The 15373-nt window shown below is 58.6% G+C and carries 15 protein-coding genes and 1 pseudogene; 6 read left to right on the top strand and 10 right to left on the bottom strand.

Features of this window, described 5'->3' with window-relative positions; genetic code table 11:
- Nucleotides 1-9: 9 nt before the first annotated feature.
- Genes JCM25414_RS25115 through JCM25414_RS19425 form a run of 5 tightly spaced genes read right to left on the bottom strand, consistent with a single transcriptional unit; the run spans nt 10 to nt 1832 of the window.
- Nucleotides 10-381: a phospholipase D-like domain-containing protein gene (locus JCM25414_RS25115; protein WP_242403518.1), complete on the bottom strand. Its 372-nt coding sequence runs from the start codon at nt 379-381 to the stop codon at nt 10-12.
- A complete protein-coding gene (locus JCM25414_RS25110; protein ID WP_242403517.1) occupies nt 356-682 on the bottom strand; it encodes a hypothetical protein in 327 nt (108 codons plus the stop codon). Before JCM25414_RS25110 ends, JCM25414_RS25115 begins: the two co-directional genes overlap by 26 nt.
- Nucleotides 682-798: a phospholipase D-like domain-containing protein gene (locus JCM25414_RS25105; RefSeq protein WP_242403516.1), complete on the bottom strand. Its 117-nt coding sequence runs from the start codon at nt 796-798 to the stop codon at nt 682-684. The genes JCM25414_RS25110 and JCM25414_RS25105 overlap by 1 nt, the downstream gene beginning before the upstream one ends.
- Entirely contained in the window at nt 771-1457 is a 687-nt protein-coding gene (locus JCM25414_RS25100; protein ID WP_242403515.1) for a PLDc N-terminal domain-containing protein, read from the bottom strand. Before JCM25414_RS25100 ends, JCM25414_RS25105 begins: the two co-directional genes overlap by 28 nt.
- 48 nt (nt 1458-1505) lie before the next feature.
- Complete coding sequence (locus JCM25414_RS19425; protein ID WP_051535835.1) at nt 1506-1832, bottom strand: hypothetical protein; 327 nt, start codon at nt 1830-1832, stop codon at nt 1506-1508.
- Nucleotides 1833-2289: 457 nt separating this feature from the next.
- Here JCM25414_RS19425 and JCM25414_RS23770 point away from each other — a divergent pair, with 457 nt between their 5' ends.
- The 4 genes from JCM25414_RS23770 to cyoD are packed head-to-tail and all read left to right on the top strand — an operon-like array spanning nt 2290 to nt 6288.
- Nucleotides 2290-3231: a hypothetical protein gene (locus JCM25414_RS23770; RefSeq protein ID WP_025841685.1), complete on the top strand. Its 942-nt coding sequence runs from the start codon at nt 2290-2292 to the stop codon at nt 3229-3231.
- A gap of 56 nt (nt 3232-3287) precedes the next feature.
- Complete coding sequence (locus JCM25414_RS11000; RefSeq protein WP_025841684.1) at nt 3288-5321, top strand: cbb3-type cytochrome c oxidase subunit I; 2034 nt, start codon at nt 3288-3290, stop codon at nt 5319-5321.
- On the top strand, nt 5321-5974 hold the full coding sequence (locus JCM25414_RS10995) for a cytochrome c oxidase subunit 3 (RefSeq protein WP_025841683.1): 654 nt from the start codon (nt 5321-5323) through the stop codon (nt 5972-5974). Before JCM25414_RS11000 ends, JCM25414_RS10995 begins: the two co-directional genes overlap by 1 nt.
- The gene (gene cyoD / locus JCM25414_RS10990) at nt 5971-6288 is read left to right on the top strand and encodes a cytochrome o ubiquinol oxidase subunit IV (protein WP_025841682.1); all 318 of its coding nucleotides are present in this window, start codon (nt 5971-5973) and stop codon (nt 6286-6288) included. The genes JCM25414_RS10995 and cyoD overlap by 4 nt, the downstream gene beginning before the upstream one ends.
- 265 nt (nt 6289-6553) lie before the next feature.
- Here the strand turns inward: cyoD and JCM25414_RS10985 are convergent, their stop codons facing one another.
- The 5 genes from JCM25414_RS10985 to JCM25414_RS25095 form a co-directional block, all read right to left on the bottom strand.
- Nucleotides 6554-8653, bottom strand: a complete 2100-nt coding sequence (locus tag JCM25414_RS10985) for a Hint domain-containing protein (RefSeq protein WP_025841681.1) — start codon at nt 8651-8653, stop codon at nt 6554-6556.
- Between the two features lie 413 nt (nt 8654-9066).
- Nucleotides 9067-10686 (bottom strand): NAD(P)/FAD-dependent oxidoreductase, encoded by a 1620-nt coding sequence (locus JCM25414_RS10975; RefSeq protein WP_025841679.1) that lies wholly within the window; start codon nt 10684-10686, stop codon nt 9067-9069.
- A gap of 100 nt (nt 10687-10786) precedes the next feature.
- Nucleotides 10787-12439, bottom strand: coding sequence for a M20/M25/M40 family metallo-hydrolase (locus JCM25414_RS19415; RefSeq protein ID WP_369346049.1), 1653 nt, complete (start codon nt 12437-12439; stop codon nt 10787-10789).
- A 2-nt stretch (nt 12440-12441) separates the two neighbouring features.
- Nucleotides 12442-12732: a helix-hairpin-helix domain-containing protein gene (locus JCM25414_RS10965; protein WP_025841678.1), complete on the bottom strand. Its 291-nt coding sequence runs from the start codon at nt 12730-12732 to the stop codon at nt 12442-12444.
- Nucleotides 12733-13083: 351 nt separating this feature from the next.
- On the bottom strand, nt 13084-13470 hold the full coding sequence (locus JCM25414_RS25095; protein ID WP_051535833.1) for a hypothetical protein: 387 nt from the start codon (nt 13468-13470) through the stop codon (nt 13084-13086).
- A gap of 27 nt (nt 13471-13497) precedes the next feature.
- On the opposite strand from JCM25414_RS25095, the pseudogene JCM25414_RS19410 reads away from it, so the two are divergent.
- Nucleotides 13498-14363, top strand: a pseudogene (locus JCM25414_RS19410) (cation diffusion facilitator family transporter).
- Nucleotides 14357-15256, top strand: a complete 900-nt coding sequence (locus tag JCM25414_RS10955; protein WP_025841677.1) for a cation diffusion facilitator family transporter — start codon at nt 14357-14359, stop codon at nt 15254-15256. Before JCM25414_RS19410 ends, JCM25414_RS10955 begins: the two are co-directional and overlap by 7 nt.
- Nucleotides 15257-15373 lie beyond the last annotated feature (117 nt).

Below are 15373 nucleotides of genomic sequence, written 5' to 3'. Positions count from 1 at the left end.
AGCCTGGCTTCACAACACCGGCCCGATCATGGCCAACGTATTATGCCAGAGGCGACGAGACCACGGCCAGGCGCGCACGGCTTCGAGCGTGATTTCGGTTGAGGCATTCGTATAGCTTTGCTGGCGCTCCCGAATTTCGGCCGTGAACTCGCGATCGCTGAACAGGATATTATTCTCGAAATTGAGGTCGAAACTGCGTCGGTCGAGATTGGCCGAGCCGATCATGCCCATGCGCCCGTCAAGTGTGAGGGCCTTGGTGTGAAGCAATCCGAGAGGATACTCGAAAATACGTACCCCCGCTTCAAGCAGTTCTTCGTAATAGCTGCGGCTTGCCCCTGCAACGATCCATGAATCGTTACGCGTCGGGACTGTGAGGGTCACACGCACGCCGCGTCGGGCGGCAGCGCAGAGCGCAGCTGTATGGTTCATCCGGCACGTAATAGGGCGTGGTGACGGTCAGTTCTTCGGCAGAAGCGTTCATGAGCGACGTGAAGACTTCAGGCATCGCCGCATAACGCAAGGCAGCGCTCGTACCAATCACCTGGGCGACAAAGCCCTCCTGGTTTTCAACGACGGGAGCGGAGGCGAGAAGCGGGCCGAGATCCTCATCCGTATGCGCCATCCAGTCAGTGGCGAAGAGATGCTGGTTTTGCAGCACCACCGGTCCTTCGAAACGCGTCATCAGATCGACCCAGGCGCGAAACGCGCCTTGACCCGAAATTCCGGGTCGGCGCAGTTCTGGCTGCCGCAATAGGTCAGACGATTATCGATCACCACGATCTTGCGATGATTACGCATATCCATACGCCCATGGAGCGGCCAGGTGAGCATATTGCCCATGGGCATGGCCCGCACGAGATGGCGCCCGCCTGCTGCATTTTCTTCCATGAGGGATGAGCGATCAGGCGACGCGAACCGAGATCATCAGCCATGACGCGACAGGTCACACCGCGAGACGCGGCACGGCAGACGGCATCAATGATCTTGGTGCCGTTATGATCCGTCAGCCAGATATAAAAGCAGATATGCACATGGTCGCGCGCCGCATCGATATCGCGCACCATGGAATCGATGGCCGCGTTGGAATCAGGCATAAGCCGCGCCCGGTTTCCCGTTTCAGGCGGATAACCGCTGGCAGACTGGCCGACGCGAAACAGGGGCGCGAGACGCGGCGGCAGGTGATATTTGCCCTCGGCATCGATCAGGTCTTCGCTGCTCTTGCCCGGCACGTGCAGGGTTTTGCGCGCCTCGGTGATACGCGCCACGAGGCGGCGCCCCATATTGGTCTCGCCGAGCATGAGATAAGCGAGCGTTCCCAGAACAGGCAGGGCAGCGATGATCGCCACCCAGGCGACGCGAGACGCCGGCTGACGATGCGGGCGCAAGAGAGCGCGCCCGATGAACACCATCTGAACGACAAAGCTCAACAGGGCGCCTGTGAGACGCCAGCCTGTCATTTCCATAAAAGCAGACCCTTATCCTTGCGTCTCGCGCCGCAGGACGGCCTATTGCGCCGCAAGCTTGTCGGCTTTGTCAGGCAAAAGCCTGAAGCGCAGACGCATCACCGAGGCCCCCACATGGGCACCTGAAATATTCATCTTGAGGTCGAGCTTCACACCATACTGGTTTTCGAGCACGGCAGCCCCGACACCCGAACCGATGGCGGCGTCAGCCTTGACGGTCCAGTATGTGCCGTCGAACTGATCGAGCCGCGCGAGGTCCTTGACCGAGCCAGTACCTGTGACCGTGATGTAGCCGAGAGACGCGATACCACCCCCGCCAATCTCGAAGGAATATCCTTGCCATCGTGATGCAGGATGCCTTTGCCCCACTCATAGCCGAGCCCGCCCCCGACCTCTTTCAGCGTAAAGCTGATCGTCGATTCCGTGGTTGGCGTGGCCGCTGGCTTGGGGGACCGCGCAGACGTGCCGGGCACAGGCGGCTTGGCCGCCATACCCGACGCCGGATTTGTCGCAGCCAAAGCCGTCAGGGGAACGAGACAAAGCGGCAGCGACACGGCAAAAGCCGCAAAAGAACGTGGAAACATGACCTTCGCCTCCTTCTTGTTCGACCAGGCTTGCTGCTCAGACGCCAAAGCCCTGCATGAGTTGCCTGAAACATATCTTACGACGGAAACGAGGCCCTGCAAATCCGCAGTTTTTTGCCAGCCCGGTGATGAGCGCTGCAGGGCGACGAGACATGAAAAGACATTTTAAGAAAGAGAAGGGGAAACACTGATCACAGTTTCGAGTTCTTGAACCTGACCCTTGCTCATGGAACAGGCCGAACGTGACGAGAACCAGACCGATCGCTTACGCCCTGCGTCATCGCCGCCTGCTGGGGCTTTTTCCCATCCTGCTTCTACCCCTCCTGCTTCTGGGCGGATGTCAGGCCGACAACATCTCGTTTCTCGATCCGGCCGGGCCGATCGCAGCGCTTCAGAAACACTGGTTTTTGCTGCTCACGGGCGGCCTGCTTCTGGTCATTCTGCCTGTACTGGTCGGTGTGCCGCTCTGCCTGTGGCATTATCGCGCGTCCAACCGCAGGGCGCGCTTTCTGCCCGATTGGGACTTCGCCCTGCCACTGGAGTTTCTCGTCTGGGGCTTTCCCGCCGTCGTCGTGATTGCATTCTCGCTTCTGGTCTGGGGTCCTGAGCGACGTTTCAGCCCCGAACGCGCGATAGGAGATGCGCCGCCGCTGAGCATCGAGGTGGTCGCGCTGAACTGGAAATGGCTCTTCATCTACCCCGATGCCCATGTGGCGAGCCTCGATCATCTTGTGCTGCCACAAGGGCGTGAAGTCGAATTTCATCTGACTTCGGATGCCACGATGCAGTCTTTTCTGATCCCTTCGCTGGGTAGCCAGATCTATGCCATGGCGGGCATGACGACACGGCTCCATCTCGAAGCGGATCGTACCGGGCGCCTGCTCGGAGAGAACACGCAGTTCAACGGCATGGGCTTTCAGGATCAGAAATTTCCCGTCGATATCGTCTCACCCGATCACTTCGCACAATGGCTGATCAAGCGCGCGCGAGCGCACTGCGCCTCGACCCGGCCACGTGGGAGGTGCTGCGCAGACAGGAAAACGGTCGCCAATCAGCCCGGACGCTTCTGCATGACCCGAACGCCGCGATGCCTGTGTTCTCCTCCGTACCCGAGCATTTTTTTCAGGGTGTCGTCATGCGTGACGCCACCAATACGCCCACCCATTCCGGCTGATCGAGCCTGACCCTTCCGTCGCCGCTGCGACGCCAAAAAGACCGGAGATCAGCCTTGCGTCACTTCCTGCTCGGTTCGCTCGGCTATGACGCCTTGCCCTTTTACAGCCTGATAGCAACTTTAGCCGCTTCGATCGTCGTGCTGGGGGCCTTGGCCCTGCTGGTTTTCATCACTTGGCTGAAAGGGTGGCGCGCACTCTGGGCCGACTGGCTGACCAGCGTCGACCACAAGAAAATCGGCATCATGTATGTCGTGGTCTCTTTCGTCATGCTGGCACGCGCCGTGGTCGAGGCGGTCGTGATGCGCTCACAGCAGGCTGTAGCCTATCAGAATCCGGGGTTCATACCGCCCGAACATTTCGCGCAGCTTTTTACGACCCATGGCACGATCATGATTTTCTTCATGGCCATGCCCTTCCTTATCGGCGTCTATAATTTCGTATTGCCGCTTCAGATCGGCGCGAGAGACGTCTCTTTTCCTGTCATGAACTCGATCAGTCTTGGACTCACGAGCGCGGGTGCCGTGCTACTGATGATCTCGCTCTGCATCGGCAAATTCTCGACCGGAGGCTGGACAGGCTATCCGCCCTATACCGAACTGTCTTTCAGTCCCGGTGTGGGGGTAGATTACTGGATATGGGCGCTGACGCTCAGCTCAGTCGGCAACACCATGACCGGCATCAATTTCGCCGTCACAGTCTACAAGAAACGCGCACCGGGCATGACGCTTTTCAGAATGCCGCTTTTCGCCTGGACGGCGCTGTGCATCTCCATCCTGATGATTTTCGCCATGCCACCTCTGACCGTGGCGACGCTGATGCTGGCGATGGATCGCTATCTGGACATGCACTTCTTCACCAATGAGCTTGGTGGAAACATGATGAACTACATCAACATGTTCTGGCTGTTCGGCCATCCTGAGGTCTATATTCTGATCCTGCCCGCTTTCGGTGTCTATTCCGAGACCATCGCTACTTTTTCAAATAAGCGGCTCTACGGCTACACCTCGCTGGTCTGGGCGACCGTTTCAATTGCCGTTCTTTCCTTCACGGTCTGGCTGCACCACTTCTTCACCATGGGACAGGATGGCAATGTAAACGCCGTTTTCGGCATTGCCACCATGCTCATCGCCATTCCGACAGGGGTGAAAGTCTATGACTGGCTGCTGACGATGGTGCGCGGGCGCATCAGGATCAGCGTGCCCATGCTCTATGCCTGCGCCTTCATGATGCTGTTTGTGGTGGGCGGCGCGACCGGCGTGATGCTGGCCAATCCCGGGTTCGACTATCAGGTTCATAACACCCTGTTTCTGGTGGCCCATTTTCACAACATGCTCATTCCCGGCCTGCTTTTCGGCATGTTGAGCGCCTATCATTACTGGTTTCCGAAAGCCTTCGGATTTCGCCTTCATGAGGGTTGGGGTCGTGCCGTTTTCGGCTGCTGGGTGGGCGGCTTCATTCTGGCCTTCATGCCGCTTTATATCGTCGGTGCGCTGGGCATGCCCCGACGCAGCCAGGAATTTTTCGAAGCCGTCTATCGACCCTATCTCTGGGTAGCGCTTTGCGGTGCGTTTCTCGTGCTCGGCGCTCTGGCCTGCATGGTCATCCAGCTCTGGACCAGCATAAAGCAACGCAAGGCCCTTGCCGTCTCTGCCGGAGACCCTTGGAACGGTCGCACACTCGAATGGTCAGTCGCGGCCCCACCGCCTGAATATAATTTTGCATTGATCCCGAAGATCGACTGTGTCGATGCCTTTCATGAAGCAAAAAAACACCGCGATGCCTGGCGGGCGCCAGAGCACTATTACGATATCGAACTCCCCTCCAACACGTCTGTCGGCTTTGTCTGCTGCGTGGCGAGCGGTGTGTTCGGCTTTGCCCTCACCTGGCATATCTGGTGGGCCGTCATGCTGGGAGCGGGCGTGTTCTTCGGCGCAATCGTCCTGCGCAGTTTCAACCGCAACACAACCCATATCATCCCAGCTGCCGAGATCCGGGAGACCGAGGAGCGTTGGCTCCTCACGCTGCGCGAGACAGCTTTTATCGACAACGATGCGATGTTCACGACCGCCAACCACGGTCTGGTCAAGGAGCCGATCTGATGGCGCAAACCGTGCATGGCAAGGGGCCGAGCCATATCGGCATAAGGCTGAGCAACGCGGCTCCTGCCTCGCATCAGGAAGAAGCACGAACACAGGCCGAGGAAGCGCTTTTCGGCTTCTGGGTCTTCCTGATGAGCGATCTCATCATTTTCTCAATGTTATTCGTTACCTATGCAACGATGGGGCACTCCCTCGCGGGTGGTCCCGGTCCTCATGAGCTTTTCGACCTCTCCTCCGCCGCGTGGGAGACGGTTGCCCTGCTCGCGAGCAGCTTTACCTGCGGACTCGCTACGCTGGCCATGCGCTATGACCGCTCAGTGCCAAAAACGTTGTTCTGGTTCACTGTTACGCTGCTGCTGGGCCTCGTCTTTCTGTCTCTGGAACTGCATGATTTCATGAGTATGGCAGCCAAAAGCGGCGTGCCCTCACGCTCGGGCTGGCTTTCCGCAAGCTGGGCGCTGATCGGCACGCACGGGCTCCATGTCACGAGCGGCTGCATCTGGCTGCTGATCATGCTTGCCCAAACGCTCAAATTCGGGCTCGATCCGCTGGTGCAGACGCGCTTCATGCGTCTCGCCCTGTTCTGGCATTTTCTGGATATTGTCTGGATCGGCATTTTTTCGATCGTCTATCTGCTGGGAGTGCTGTCATGAGCGATCACCATGAATCCGAACGCCGACAGGAACTGCATGGCTATCTCATCGGTCTTGTGCTGGCCATACTCCTCTCTGCCCTGCCCTTCGGTGCTGTCATGCTGGGGTTGCTCCCGAAAACGTCCCTGTTCTGGCTGATCGGTCTTGCTGGGCTCTGCCAGGCCGCAGTGCATTTCAGGTTTTTTCTGCATATCGATCTGTCGCGCTCGCACCGCGACGACCTGCAGCTGATTCTGTTCTCCCTGCTGATCGTCGCGCTGATGGTGGGCGGCACACTCTGGGTGCTGGGCAACCAGAGACATATGATGGGATGAGGACCGCCTGACCCCGATTACAGGCAAGAATAAATGGTCCATGAAGCGGTTTACGACATACGTGGCCTCGCCATGTACCTCGGCTTTCGTGGCGGATAAACCTGGTTTGCTGACATATGGAAATCACGCAATTGCGCAGGAAAGAGACGACGAGCCTCGAACCTGACGCCAAGACCAGACCGCACATGAGTATCATCGGAGGCGGTATGACCCGGCGAAGCGGCCAATCCAGCGCCACCGCACCCGATCGATATTCAGGCTCAATTCAGAACTTGAAGCGCTGCCCAGATTTACCGGTATCTCGCAAATAAGGCCCCCCCGCTCGGACAGCAATGCTCAGCACAGCCGGAGTTTCTCCCTTACGCTCACCGAGCGACATCACGGCGTCGCCAGTCGTCCAGCGATACTCCGACGTTTCCAGCGGTGCCCAGCCTTCGATGTCCAGATCACGGAGGTGCTCTTCGAGACGCCTCGTCTCAGTCGCTGAATAAAGCGTTATCTCACCGACCAGAACACCGAGCGAACGCCTATCGTCGCAACAAGGCCCTTCGATATCGACAGGTCGAGCGACGCGTGAGGCGATCCGCACGTCAGTCACGTTCGGGGGGACAAGGAACATGGCATTGTGACCTGTTTTCCTCGCACAAAGGATACGCTCTCCGCCCGGCCCCACAAGATGAAGCCCCGGATCGTATTCCAGAACCGAATCGCGACGATTTTCAGTGTCATGGCCAATCCGTGCGATAACCCTGTCGTAAATCGGTGTAACGAAATCTCTGTCTGTTCGCAGTGGCGCTGCCGCATCACGTGCCCATTCGCGGCTATAGACCTTGACGCCAGAAACCCCGGAAGAATCCGTATTCTCGCCGTCGAAAAGCGTTTCGGACATCAGGCCGTTGGCACGAATAATGCCATGCTGCGCGCTCCCGATGTGAAAATAATCGTAGCTCTCGAGAGAGCGATCATAGGCAATACTCATCCCGTTGACGAGCATACGAACGGGTACAAACGCTTCGTTGAGATAAAGGCAATGCTCTGCGGTGACCAGCAGATCATGATAGGGCTGCCCCTGGCCGAAAGCGTGTGCTGCGATGCGTATAGGATAGCCCGCCCGATCGTCAGGCAGATCGCGCCGCACAGTGACACGCCCCCGGACCAGATGAATGACAGGTTCTGAACCCGCCATGCCATTTCGGTAGACCGTAACCAGATCACCCCTGGCGAATTCCTCTACTGCCCGCTCGCCGGTCTCCGTCCCGATCATCGATCCGGCAAGGAAACATGTAATGACCGTCGCTCCATTGATTGTCAGACTGCCACCTGAGACCACCACCGGATCCCTGAGCATTGCGCCATTTGACGCATAGATCAGTACGCCACTCGCAACCTCGGCCCCGTACAATGTCGCGCCGCTGGCGACGTTGATTGTGTCATTACCAAAACCTGAATTGTAGAAAATATCGTCGATGGACGTCGCACCTGCACTGATCGTCGTGACGAGGGAATTATAGGTGTTATCGATACTTGCACCGCCAGAGGAGAGGTAGAGATAACCGTTTGTAATTACAGAACTCAGCAGCGTGCCGCCCGACTGTACCGAGACCACGGGATATCCTCCCCTGTTCGATCCACTCACGCCGGAAGCTGTCGCACCGCTCATCACGATCAGCGTACCGCCACTCATCAGGACCGGGCCCTGACTCACAATCCTGCCACTCGAATAAACCGTCACGCCGCTCGAATTGACGGCTGACCACGTACCTTTGAGAACCGATACGTTACTCGTCGGCGTTGTCGTCAAGGGACGTGCGCTCCCATAATTGGCTAGTATGGTCGCCGACCCACCCGCACTGATTGACAGACTGCTCAGCGTCACGCCCGAGCTGACAAGCACCGATGCGCCAGACGCAACCTGCAGACCGACAACTGTCGCTCCCGAACTGATATAGGCAGACATGCCTGATGAGAGATGCGCGTTGCTGGCGACAGAGCCGGATGAGAACCTTACCGGGCTGTGATCGGCAGGAGACACCCAGTAAAATGTCTCGTTTAGCGACGTCGCCCCGGAATAATAATAACTCTCGGTCGACATCCCGCTGACATTGCTCGTGACAGCCCCACTATAGGCACGCAGATAACCATTTATGATGCTTGAATCGATTACCGAGCCTCCGGAAATGACTACCGTCGGATAACCACCAGAGGCAACAGCAGAGAGACCTGATACCGTGGCACCGCTTGAAACGGTGAGTGTTCCCCCGCCCGTGAACACAACGGCCCCGCTGATCGTCACTCCATTGCTGACATAAACGGTTTCACTGCCGTTATTACGGGCAACCCAGTTACCGCTGATCTGAGTTGCCATGACGACCTTTCACTCCACGTTCCATTCGAGCGCAGCTGCGATCGATCTCCATCTGGCCCTGTAGCAGAGGCTTTTCACCGCCTGCCAGCAGTATCATTCATGGGTGTAGACATCAGATGATCTGCGACGCAGATCAATTGGTAGCACTCTTTGACAGCCCGAAAGGATAAACAACGTTCAGTGTCAAAAAAGTTCGACCTCCCATGAGAAACCAGATTTTTGACCCGGATCTTTATCTTGCCAGCCTCCCTGATCTCCCGGCTGGTTTCTGAAACAAAGGCGCACAGCAGGACCGCCAACCCACTCACCTCGCGTTCCGCAAGCACCGCGTGATCATCAATCGGAGAACGTGACGATGCAATCCTTAGAGGCCATCGGATGACGGACCACGTGACTCTTGTCCGCGATAACGGTCAGGATGCCTCGGCTGTCGAAGCCTGAATCACCCACTCCGCCGCCCGGATGCCGTCTATACCGGCCGAAAGAATACCTCCGGCATATCCTGCCCCCTCTCCTGCGGGAAAGAGCCCTCCGACACCGGGGCTCTGGCCATCATGGCCACGTGGCATTCTGATGGGAGAGGACGTACGGGTCTCGACCCCGGTCAGCACCGCATCGCCCATTGAAAACCCCTTGAGCTTGCGCTCGAAAGCGGGAAGGGCCTCGCGGATCGCCTCGACCGCGAAATCAGGCAGACAGAGGGAAAGATCGGTTGGCGTAACGCCCGGCTTGTAGGAAGGCACGACATGACCGAGCGTCGTTGACGGACGCCCGGCCAGAAAATCTTCCACGCGCTGGGCCGGTGCCTTGTAGTCCCCCCCACCGGCCACGAAAGCCGCGCGCTCCCAATGACGCTGAAACGCCACGCCACCAAGCACATCGTCGGGGTAATCGCGCTCAGGCGATACATCGACCACGATGCCCGCATTCGCATTGCGCTCTGCGCGGGAATACTGGCTCATCCCATTGGTGACGACCTGATTGGGCTCGGACGTTGCTGCAACCACCGTACCCCCGGGGCACATACAGAAGGAATAGACAGCCCGACCGTTTTTGGCGTGATGAACCAGCTTGTAATCCGCAGCGCCCAGAAGCGGGTGGCCACCCTGGTCGCCGAACCTCGCACAATCGATGAGCGATTGCGGATGTTCGATACGCACGCCGATCGAGAATGGCTTGGGCACCATCGGCACCTCGGCATAACGCAGCATCTCGAAGGTGTCGCGCGCGCTGTGCCCCACAGCGAGAATGGCGTGATTTGTCTCAAGGGTCGTGCCATCCGACAGGATCAGCCCCTTCAGCCTGCGCGGTGTGCCATCAGTCACCAGACCGTCAACGCGAACGCCAAAGCGATAACTGCCCCCCAGACGCTCGATTTCGCTACGAATATGCTCGACCATCGAGACCAGGCGGAATGTGCCGATATGCGGCTTCGAGACGTAGAGAATTTCCTCTGGCGCACCGGCCTTGACGAATTCCTCCATGACCTTGCGACCGAGATGGCGCGGGTCGCTGACCCCGCTATAGAGCTTGCCATCGGAAAATGTCCCGGCACCACCCTCACCAAACTGCACGTTGCTTTCTGGCGTCAGTTCCGAGCGGCGCCACAAGGCAAAGGTGTCGACCGTGCGCTCGCGCACGATCTTGCCACGCTCGATCACGATGGGGCGCAGCCCCGCCTGCGCCAGAATGAGCGCTGCCATCACACCGCACGGCCCGGCGCCGATCACCACAGGACGCGGGGCGCCGGCCCCCTCCAACGTTACCGTCGGAAGAACATAAGAGGTATCGGGGGTCGGCATGACCGAGGGGGTGTTGTCATAGGCGGCGAGAATAGCCGCCTCATCATCAATCGTGCAGTCAACGCTATAGACCAGCACGATGCGACCGCGCTTGCGCGCATCATAGCCGCGACGGGCAATCGTAAAATCGCGCAGGGCCGTGCTCTCGATGTTCAGCCGGGCGATAATCGCCTCGCGCAGCGCATCGGACGAATGGTCGAGAGGAAGCCTGAGTTCGGTAAGCCGGATCATCCCGGCTGGAAGTCATGGAGCGAGGGGCTTTGTCAAGAAAAGAATGGCTCCCCTTGCTCCACGCCCCGTTCACAGAGCCGGACGCTGCGCTTCGGTGCGGTCACGAACAGCTTTGAATTCCGACCCCTGCTTCCAGCTCGGCCACATGCGCGAGAAAGCAAGGCTGCGTCCCACTTCGTAAAGCGCTGCCGCATCTTCTGCTGCTCCACCGAGATCCCAGCTCGCGCTCCAGGCATCGCAGCTGATGATAGCAGGCCATATAGCCTTCGAGCCACTTACGCCCGGCCGGTACGCCTCCCTTCACGAGGTCGGGATACCCAGCCAGATCCATGATCGGCAGCACTGGCACGCCAGCACGGGCGAAAGGCAGATGATCTGCCCGGTAAAACGCACCGCGCTCCGGCAGGGCCTCATTCTGGGTGATTCGTCCCTGAGAAGACGCAATGGTGGCAAAATCATCCTGCAGGCTGTTCTGCCCTGCCCCAACGATGAACGCATTATGCGACAGGCCGCCCATCTGCAAAACGTCGATGGTGAAATTGGCAACCGTCTTGTCGAGCGACACCAGCGGATGCTCGACATAGTAGGTCGAGCCCAGCAGGCCGCGCTCTTCTGCTGTCCAGGCGGCAAAGACGATCGTTCGCTCCGGGGCAGGACCTGCCTTGAACGCACGGGCGATTTCGAGCACCGCCGCAACCCCCGAGGCATCGTCGATCGCGCCATGGCGTATCATGGGTTCGCCATGAGGGCCCTTGCTTCTGCCGAACGCATCCCAATGGGCGCCATACATGATCGTTTCATCAGGGTGGGTCGTACCAGGCAGCTTCGCCAGAACGTTACGGCTCTGCAAATGGGTCGTGGTGACATCGAAGGTCGTCGCCATGGTCGTTTGAGGCAGTGTCACGGGCCGGAAATCGGGGCGGCGTGCTGCCTCGCTCAGCGCATCGAGGTCGAGCCCGGCACGGGCAAACAGATCATGGGCGGCCTTACCTTCGAGCCAGCCGTGAAACAGCAGGGAGTCCGGCTCGCCCTGCTTGGCGAGCGCAAAATTCTCTCCCCCCGGTGCGATCACTGTGCTCCAGGGATAGCTGGCTGCCTCGGTATCATGAACGATCAGAGCCCCGATCGCCCCCCGACGCGCAGCCTCTTCGAACTTATAGGTCCAGCGTCCGAAATAGGTCATGGTGCGACCACCGAACCTGCCCGACACGGCCTCACCGGGCTTCGCGCGGAAATCGGGATCGTTGATCAGAATGACGGCGATCTTGCCCTTGAGGTCGACGCCTTTGAAGTCGTCCCAGTCACGCGCAGGGGCATCCACACCGTATCCGACGAAAACCAGCTGGGCCTGGGGAATCTTGATCTGCGAAGATGGCGTGCTGGTCGTCAGATAGATTTCCTGCGACTGCCTGAAATCGAGCGGCTCGGACTGCCCCACATGAAAAAAAGCCTCCGATTCCGGCGCGATTTTTGTGTGAATCATCGGGACTTCCTGGGTCCAGCTCCCGTTTTCGCCAGCAGGCTGCAATCCGATCGCCTGAAACTGGGCCACCAGATAATTCACGGTCTTGATGGCACCGATCGATCCAGGCGCCCGCCCCTCGAAAGGGTCTGAGGCGAGGGTACGGATCACGTCAGACATGCGCGCCGGATTCATGGGGGCATAGACGAGAGGCTCAGCCGCCAGAGCGGAAGAGCCGAACAACCCGAGCACAGAAAGAACAGCAGCGGCTTGAATACGGGCTGATCGCATCGTTATTTCCCTGTCTTTGAAGAAATGGTGACGAAGCACCCGTTTTCTTGTCTTGTTTTGCGAGCGGGGGTGAAATGCCACCAATCGAGCGCCTCGCCCGTACGCGACTGATGAATGGCAGCTGAGAAAACGTCATGAACGCACGGATCGTGACGCAGGCCGGTCAGAACACACAGCCGCTCGTAAAGTATATCGGCGTCTGACGACGCAAGCTGCTCGCGCGTACGAATGCCCAGTAACTCCAGATCCTTGCGAGCCGCAGGCCCGACATGGCGCAAGCCGTCCAGACTCATCGCACAGCGCCTGGCTCTGGCGAGCGCTGGCCCTTACCTGCTGGGAGGGAATTCCCCACGCGGAGAATTGCACACTGTTTCATGGTCACCCTCCGAAAATCGCGAGAGCCGGAAACATTTGAGCAGGACAACACAGACTTCAAACCGAACCACCGATACTGCGGCGACGCTTGCGGTCGCCAGGATCGTTATGAAAACGTTAACTGGAGAGTGCCTGAGCACGATCCATGCATACCACTCCAGTAAGCACGATAATTCAATGACGAAATTGACGTTTTTGATGACAAACCCTTTCCAGACAGATTATCTCTCGCGCCTGTCCAAGTCTCTCATTGAAATAGACAAGACTTGTCAGAAATAATCGATAGCCTCTAAAAACGTTTTTCGATAAAATAGAAGAAATACTCTCCAGACCTGATAATTACTTGGAACTCCATGAAATTCCTTGAACGAGAATTCACGAAGCAGGAGCGTTCCCGGAAAACGCTTCATGTTGGCGTGCCGGGCGCCAATGCCGTATAGGATGCGGTCTGGCGACGATTTACCGAAAGCGACCCCATGGCCGAAACGCCCCGCGACCATGCCCATCATGCGGGTCATGATCCGCATACGACTCATCATGGCTGCACCCATGGTGAGTCGCACGATCACCCACACGACCACGACCACGACCACGACCACGACCACGATGATCATGGGCACAGTCATGACCATCATCACGGGCACGGGCATGTCCATGAGCCCGCCAGCTATGGCGCGGCGTTCCTGATTGGTGTCACGCTGAATGTCGCCTATATCGTCGCCGAGACGGTATGGGGCTCATGGCCCACTCGCTTTCCCTGCTCTCCGACGCGGGCCACAACCTGTCTGACGTGCTGGGACTGGGCGCGGCATGGCTGGCGCATAGCCTGGCCAAGCGTGCCCCTTCCGCACGTTTCACCTACGGGCTCAAACGCTCGACCATCCTCTCCGCACTCAGCAATGCTGTGCTTCTGCTTCTGGTCACAGGCGGCATCGTATGGGAGGCAATTACGCGCCTGCTCGACCCTGGGGAAGTAGCAGGCCGTGTCGTCATGCTGGTGGCGCTGGGGGGTATCGTCGTAAATGGCGGAACAGCCCTGCTGTTCATGCGTGGCGGCAAGGACGATCTCAATCTGCGCGGCGCCTTTCTGCATATGGCCGCCGATGCCGTCATGTCGCTTGCCGTCGTGATCACCGGTCTGGTCATCATGCTGACGGGCTGGACGATTCTAGACCCTATCGTCAGTCTGCTCGTTTGCGTTTCGATCATCTTCGGCACTTGGTCGTTGCTACGCGCGTCACTCGATATGGCGCTCGACGGCGTGCCGGAGCGGATAGACCTTGATCAGGTCGCGACTAGCCTGCGCGCCCTGCCTGGCGTCGAAGATCTGCATCATCTTCATGTCTGGCCCCTCAGCACGACCGACACCGCACTGACCGTGCATTTGGTCAGTGCGGCGCCTGCCGGAGGGCATGACGCGATCCTGCGCGAAGCGTCGGCCATGCTCGCCAAACGCTATCGCATCGGGCATGCCACTTTCCAGATCGAGACGCCGGGGAGCGCCTATCCCTGTGGTGCCTCTCCCTGCGGCAACGGCGCCTCATGCTGAAGCAGCCAGAAAAGATCGTGTTCGGCTGGGTCTCGCTGGTGGTCAGCCTGATCGCGCTTGCTCTTAAATATATTGCTTGGCGCGTAAGCGGCAGCGCGGCCCTGCTATCGGACGCGCTTGAAACCATCATCAACGTGGCCGCCGCCATCGGGGCGCTCTGGGCGCTGAGCGTCGCGCAACGCCCGGCTGACGACAATCACACCTACGGCCATGACAAGGCCGAATATCTCTCGGCCGTGACAGAAGCCGTGCTCGTGGTGCTGACAGCCATCGGCATCGCGTGGGTCGCCTGGAAAAGCTGGTTCGCGCCCAATGTCGACATCGCGCCTTGGCGCGGAATCCTGTTCAATGCGCTAGGTGGTGTGGTCAATCTGGTGTGGGGTCTCGTTCTGGTGCGTCAGGGCAGACTCAAACGCTCACCGGCTCTCACCGCCAACGGACGTCATGTCATTTCCGATGTCTGGACGACCGTGGTGCTCGTGATCGGCATCGCGCTCATACCCCTCACAGGCTTTACACGTCTGGACGCGCTGCTGTCTGCCCTCGTTGCCCTCAACGTCCTGCGCGTCGGCTTCGACATGATGAAGCATTCGATTGCCGGATTGATGGATGAAGCACCCGATTCGGACACGCTGCAGATGATCCGCGTCGTCATTTCCGAGCATGCGACCGGAGCAATTGAGGCGCATGATATAAGAGTGCGTACGGCAGGCAGTGTCAGCTTCATCGAGTTTCATCTGGTCGTGCCCGGCGCGATGAGCGTCTCTGAAGCGCATGATATCTGCGACCGCGTGGAGCACGCGCTCAGGCGGCATCTCGGCCGGGCGCTCATCCACATCCATGTCGAGCCGGAAGAAAAAGCCAAACAGACTGGCATCCCTGTGCTTGCCTAAAGCGAATTCTGCCAGGACCTCTACAAAAAAGCTTTTCTGACAAACCGGCCCTCTCATCCGTCGTTACGTTCTTTTCAGACGAGAGTTTCTTGACCTGTCGACCGGGGTGCTGGCAGG

The sequence above is a fragment of the Asaia platycodi JCM 25414 genome (genome assembly GCF_000614545.1).
In the GTDB taxonomy this organism is placed as follows: Bacteria; Pseudomonadota; Alphaproteobacteria; order Acetobacterales; family Acetobacteraceae; genus Asaia; species Asaia platycodi.
This window is presented reverse-complemented; position numbering and strand designations above follow the sequence as displayed.

Coding starts and splice junctions, on each gene's coding strand:
- JCM25414_RS25110 (WP_242403517.1), bottom strand. CDS start 682: ATGACGCGTTTCGAAGGACCGGTGGTGCTGCAAAACCAGCATCTCTTC.
- JCM25414_RS25105 (WP_242403516.1), bottom strand. CDS start 798: ATGCGTAATCATCGCAAGATCGTGGTGATCGATAATCGTCTGACCTAT.
- JCM25414_RS25100 (WP_242403515.1), bottom strand. CDS start 1,457: ATGACAGGCTGGCGTCTCACAGGCGCCCTGTTGAGCTTTGTCGTTCAG.
- JCM25414_RS10995 (WP_025841683.1), top strand. CDS start 5,321: ATGGCGCAAACCGTGCATGGCAAGGGGCCGAGCCATATCGGCATAAGG.
- cyoD (WP_025841682.1), top strand. CDS start 5,971: ATGAGCGATCACCATGAATCCGAACGCCGACAGGAACTGCATGGCTAT.
- JCM25414_RS10985 (WP_025841681.1), bottom strand. CDS start 8,653: ATGGCAACTCAGATCAGCGGTAACTGGGTTGCCCGTAATAACGGCAGT.
- JCM25414_RS10975 (WP_025841679.1), bottom strand. CDS start 10,686: ATGATCCGGCTTACCGAACTCAGGCTTCCTCTCGACCATTCGTCCGAT.
- JCM25414_RS19415 (WP_369346049.1), bottom strand. CDS start 12,439: ATGCGATCAGCCCGTATTCAAGCCGCTGCTGTTCTTTCTGTGCTCGGG.
- JCM25414_RS10965 (WP_025841678.1), bottom strand. CDS start 12,732: ATGAGTCTGGACGGCTTGCGCCATGTCGGGCCTGCGGCTCGCAAGGAT.
- JCM25414_RS25095 (WP_051535833.1), bottom strand. CDS start 13,470: ATGGACATGCCCGTGCCCGTGATGATGGTCATGACTGTGCCCATGATC.
- JCM25414_RS10955 (WP_025841677.1), top strand. CDS start 14,357: ATGCTGAAGCAGCCAGAAAAGATCGTGTTCGGCTGGGTCTCGCTGGTG.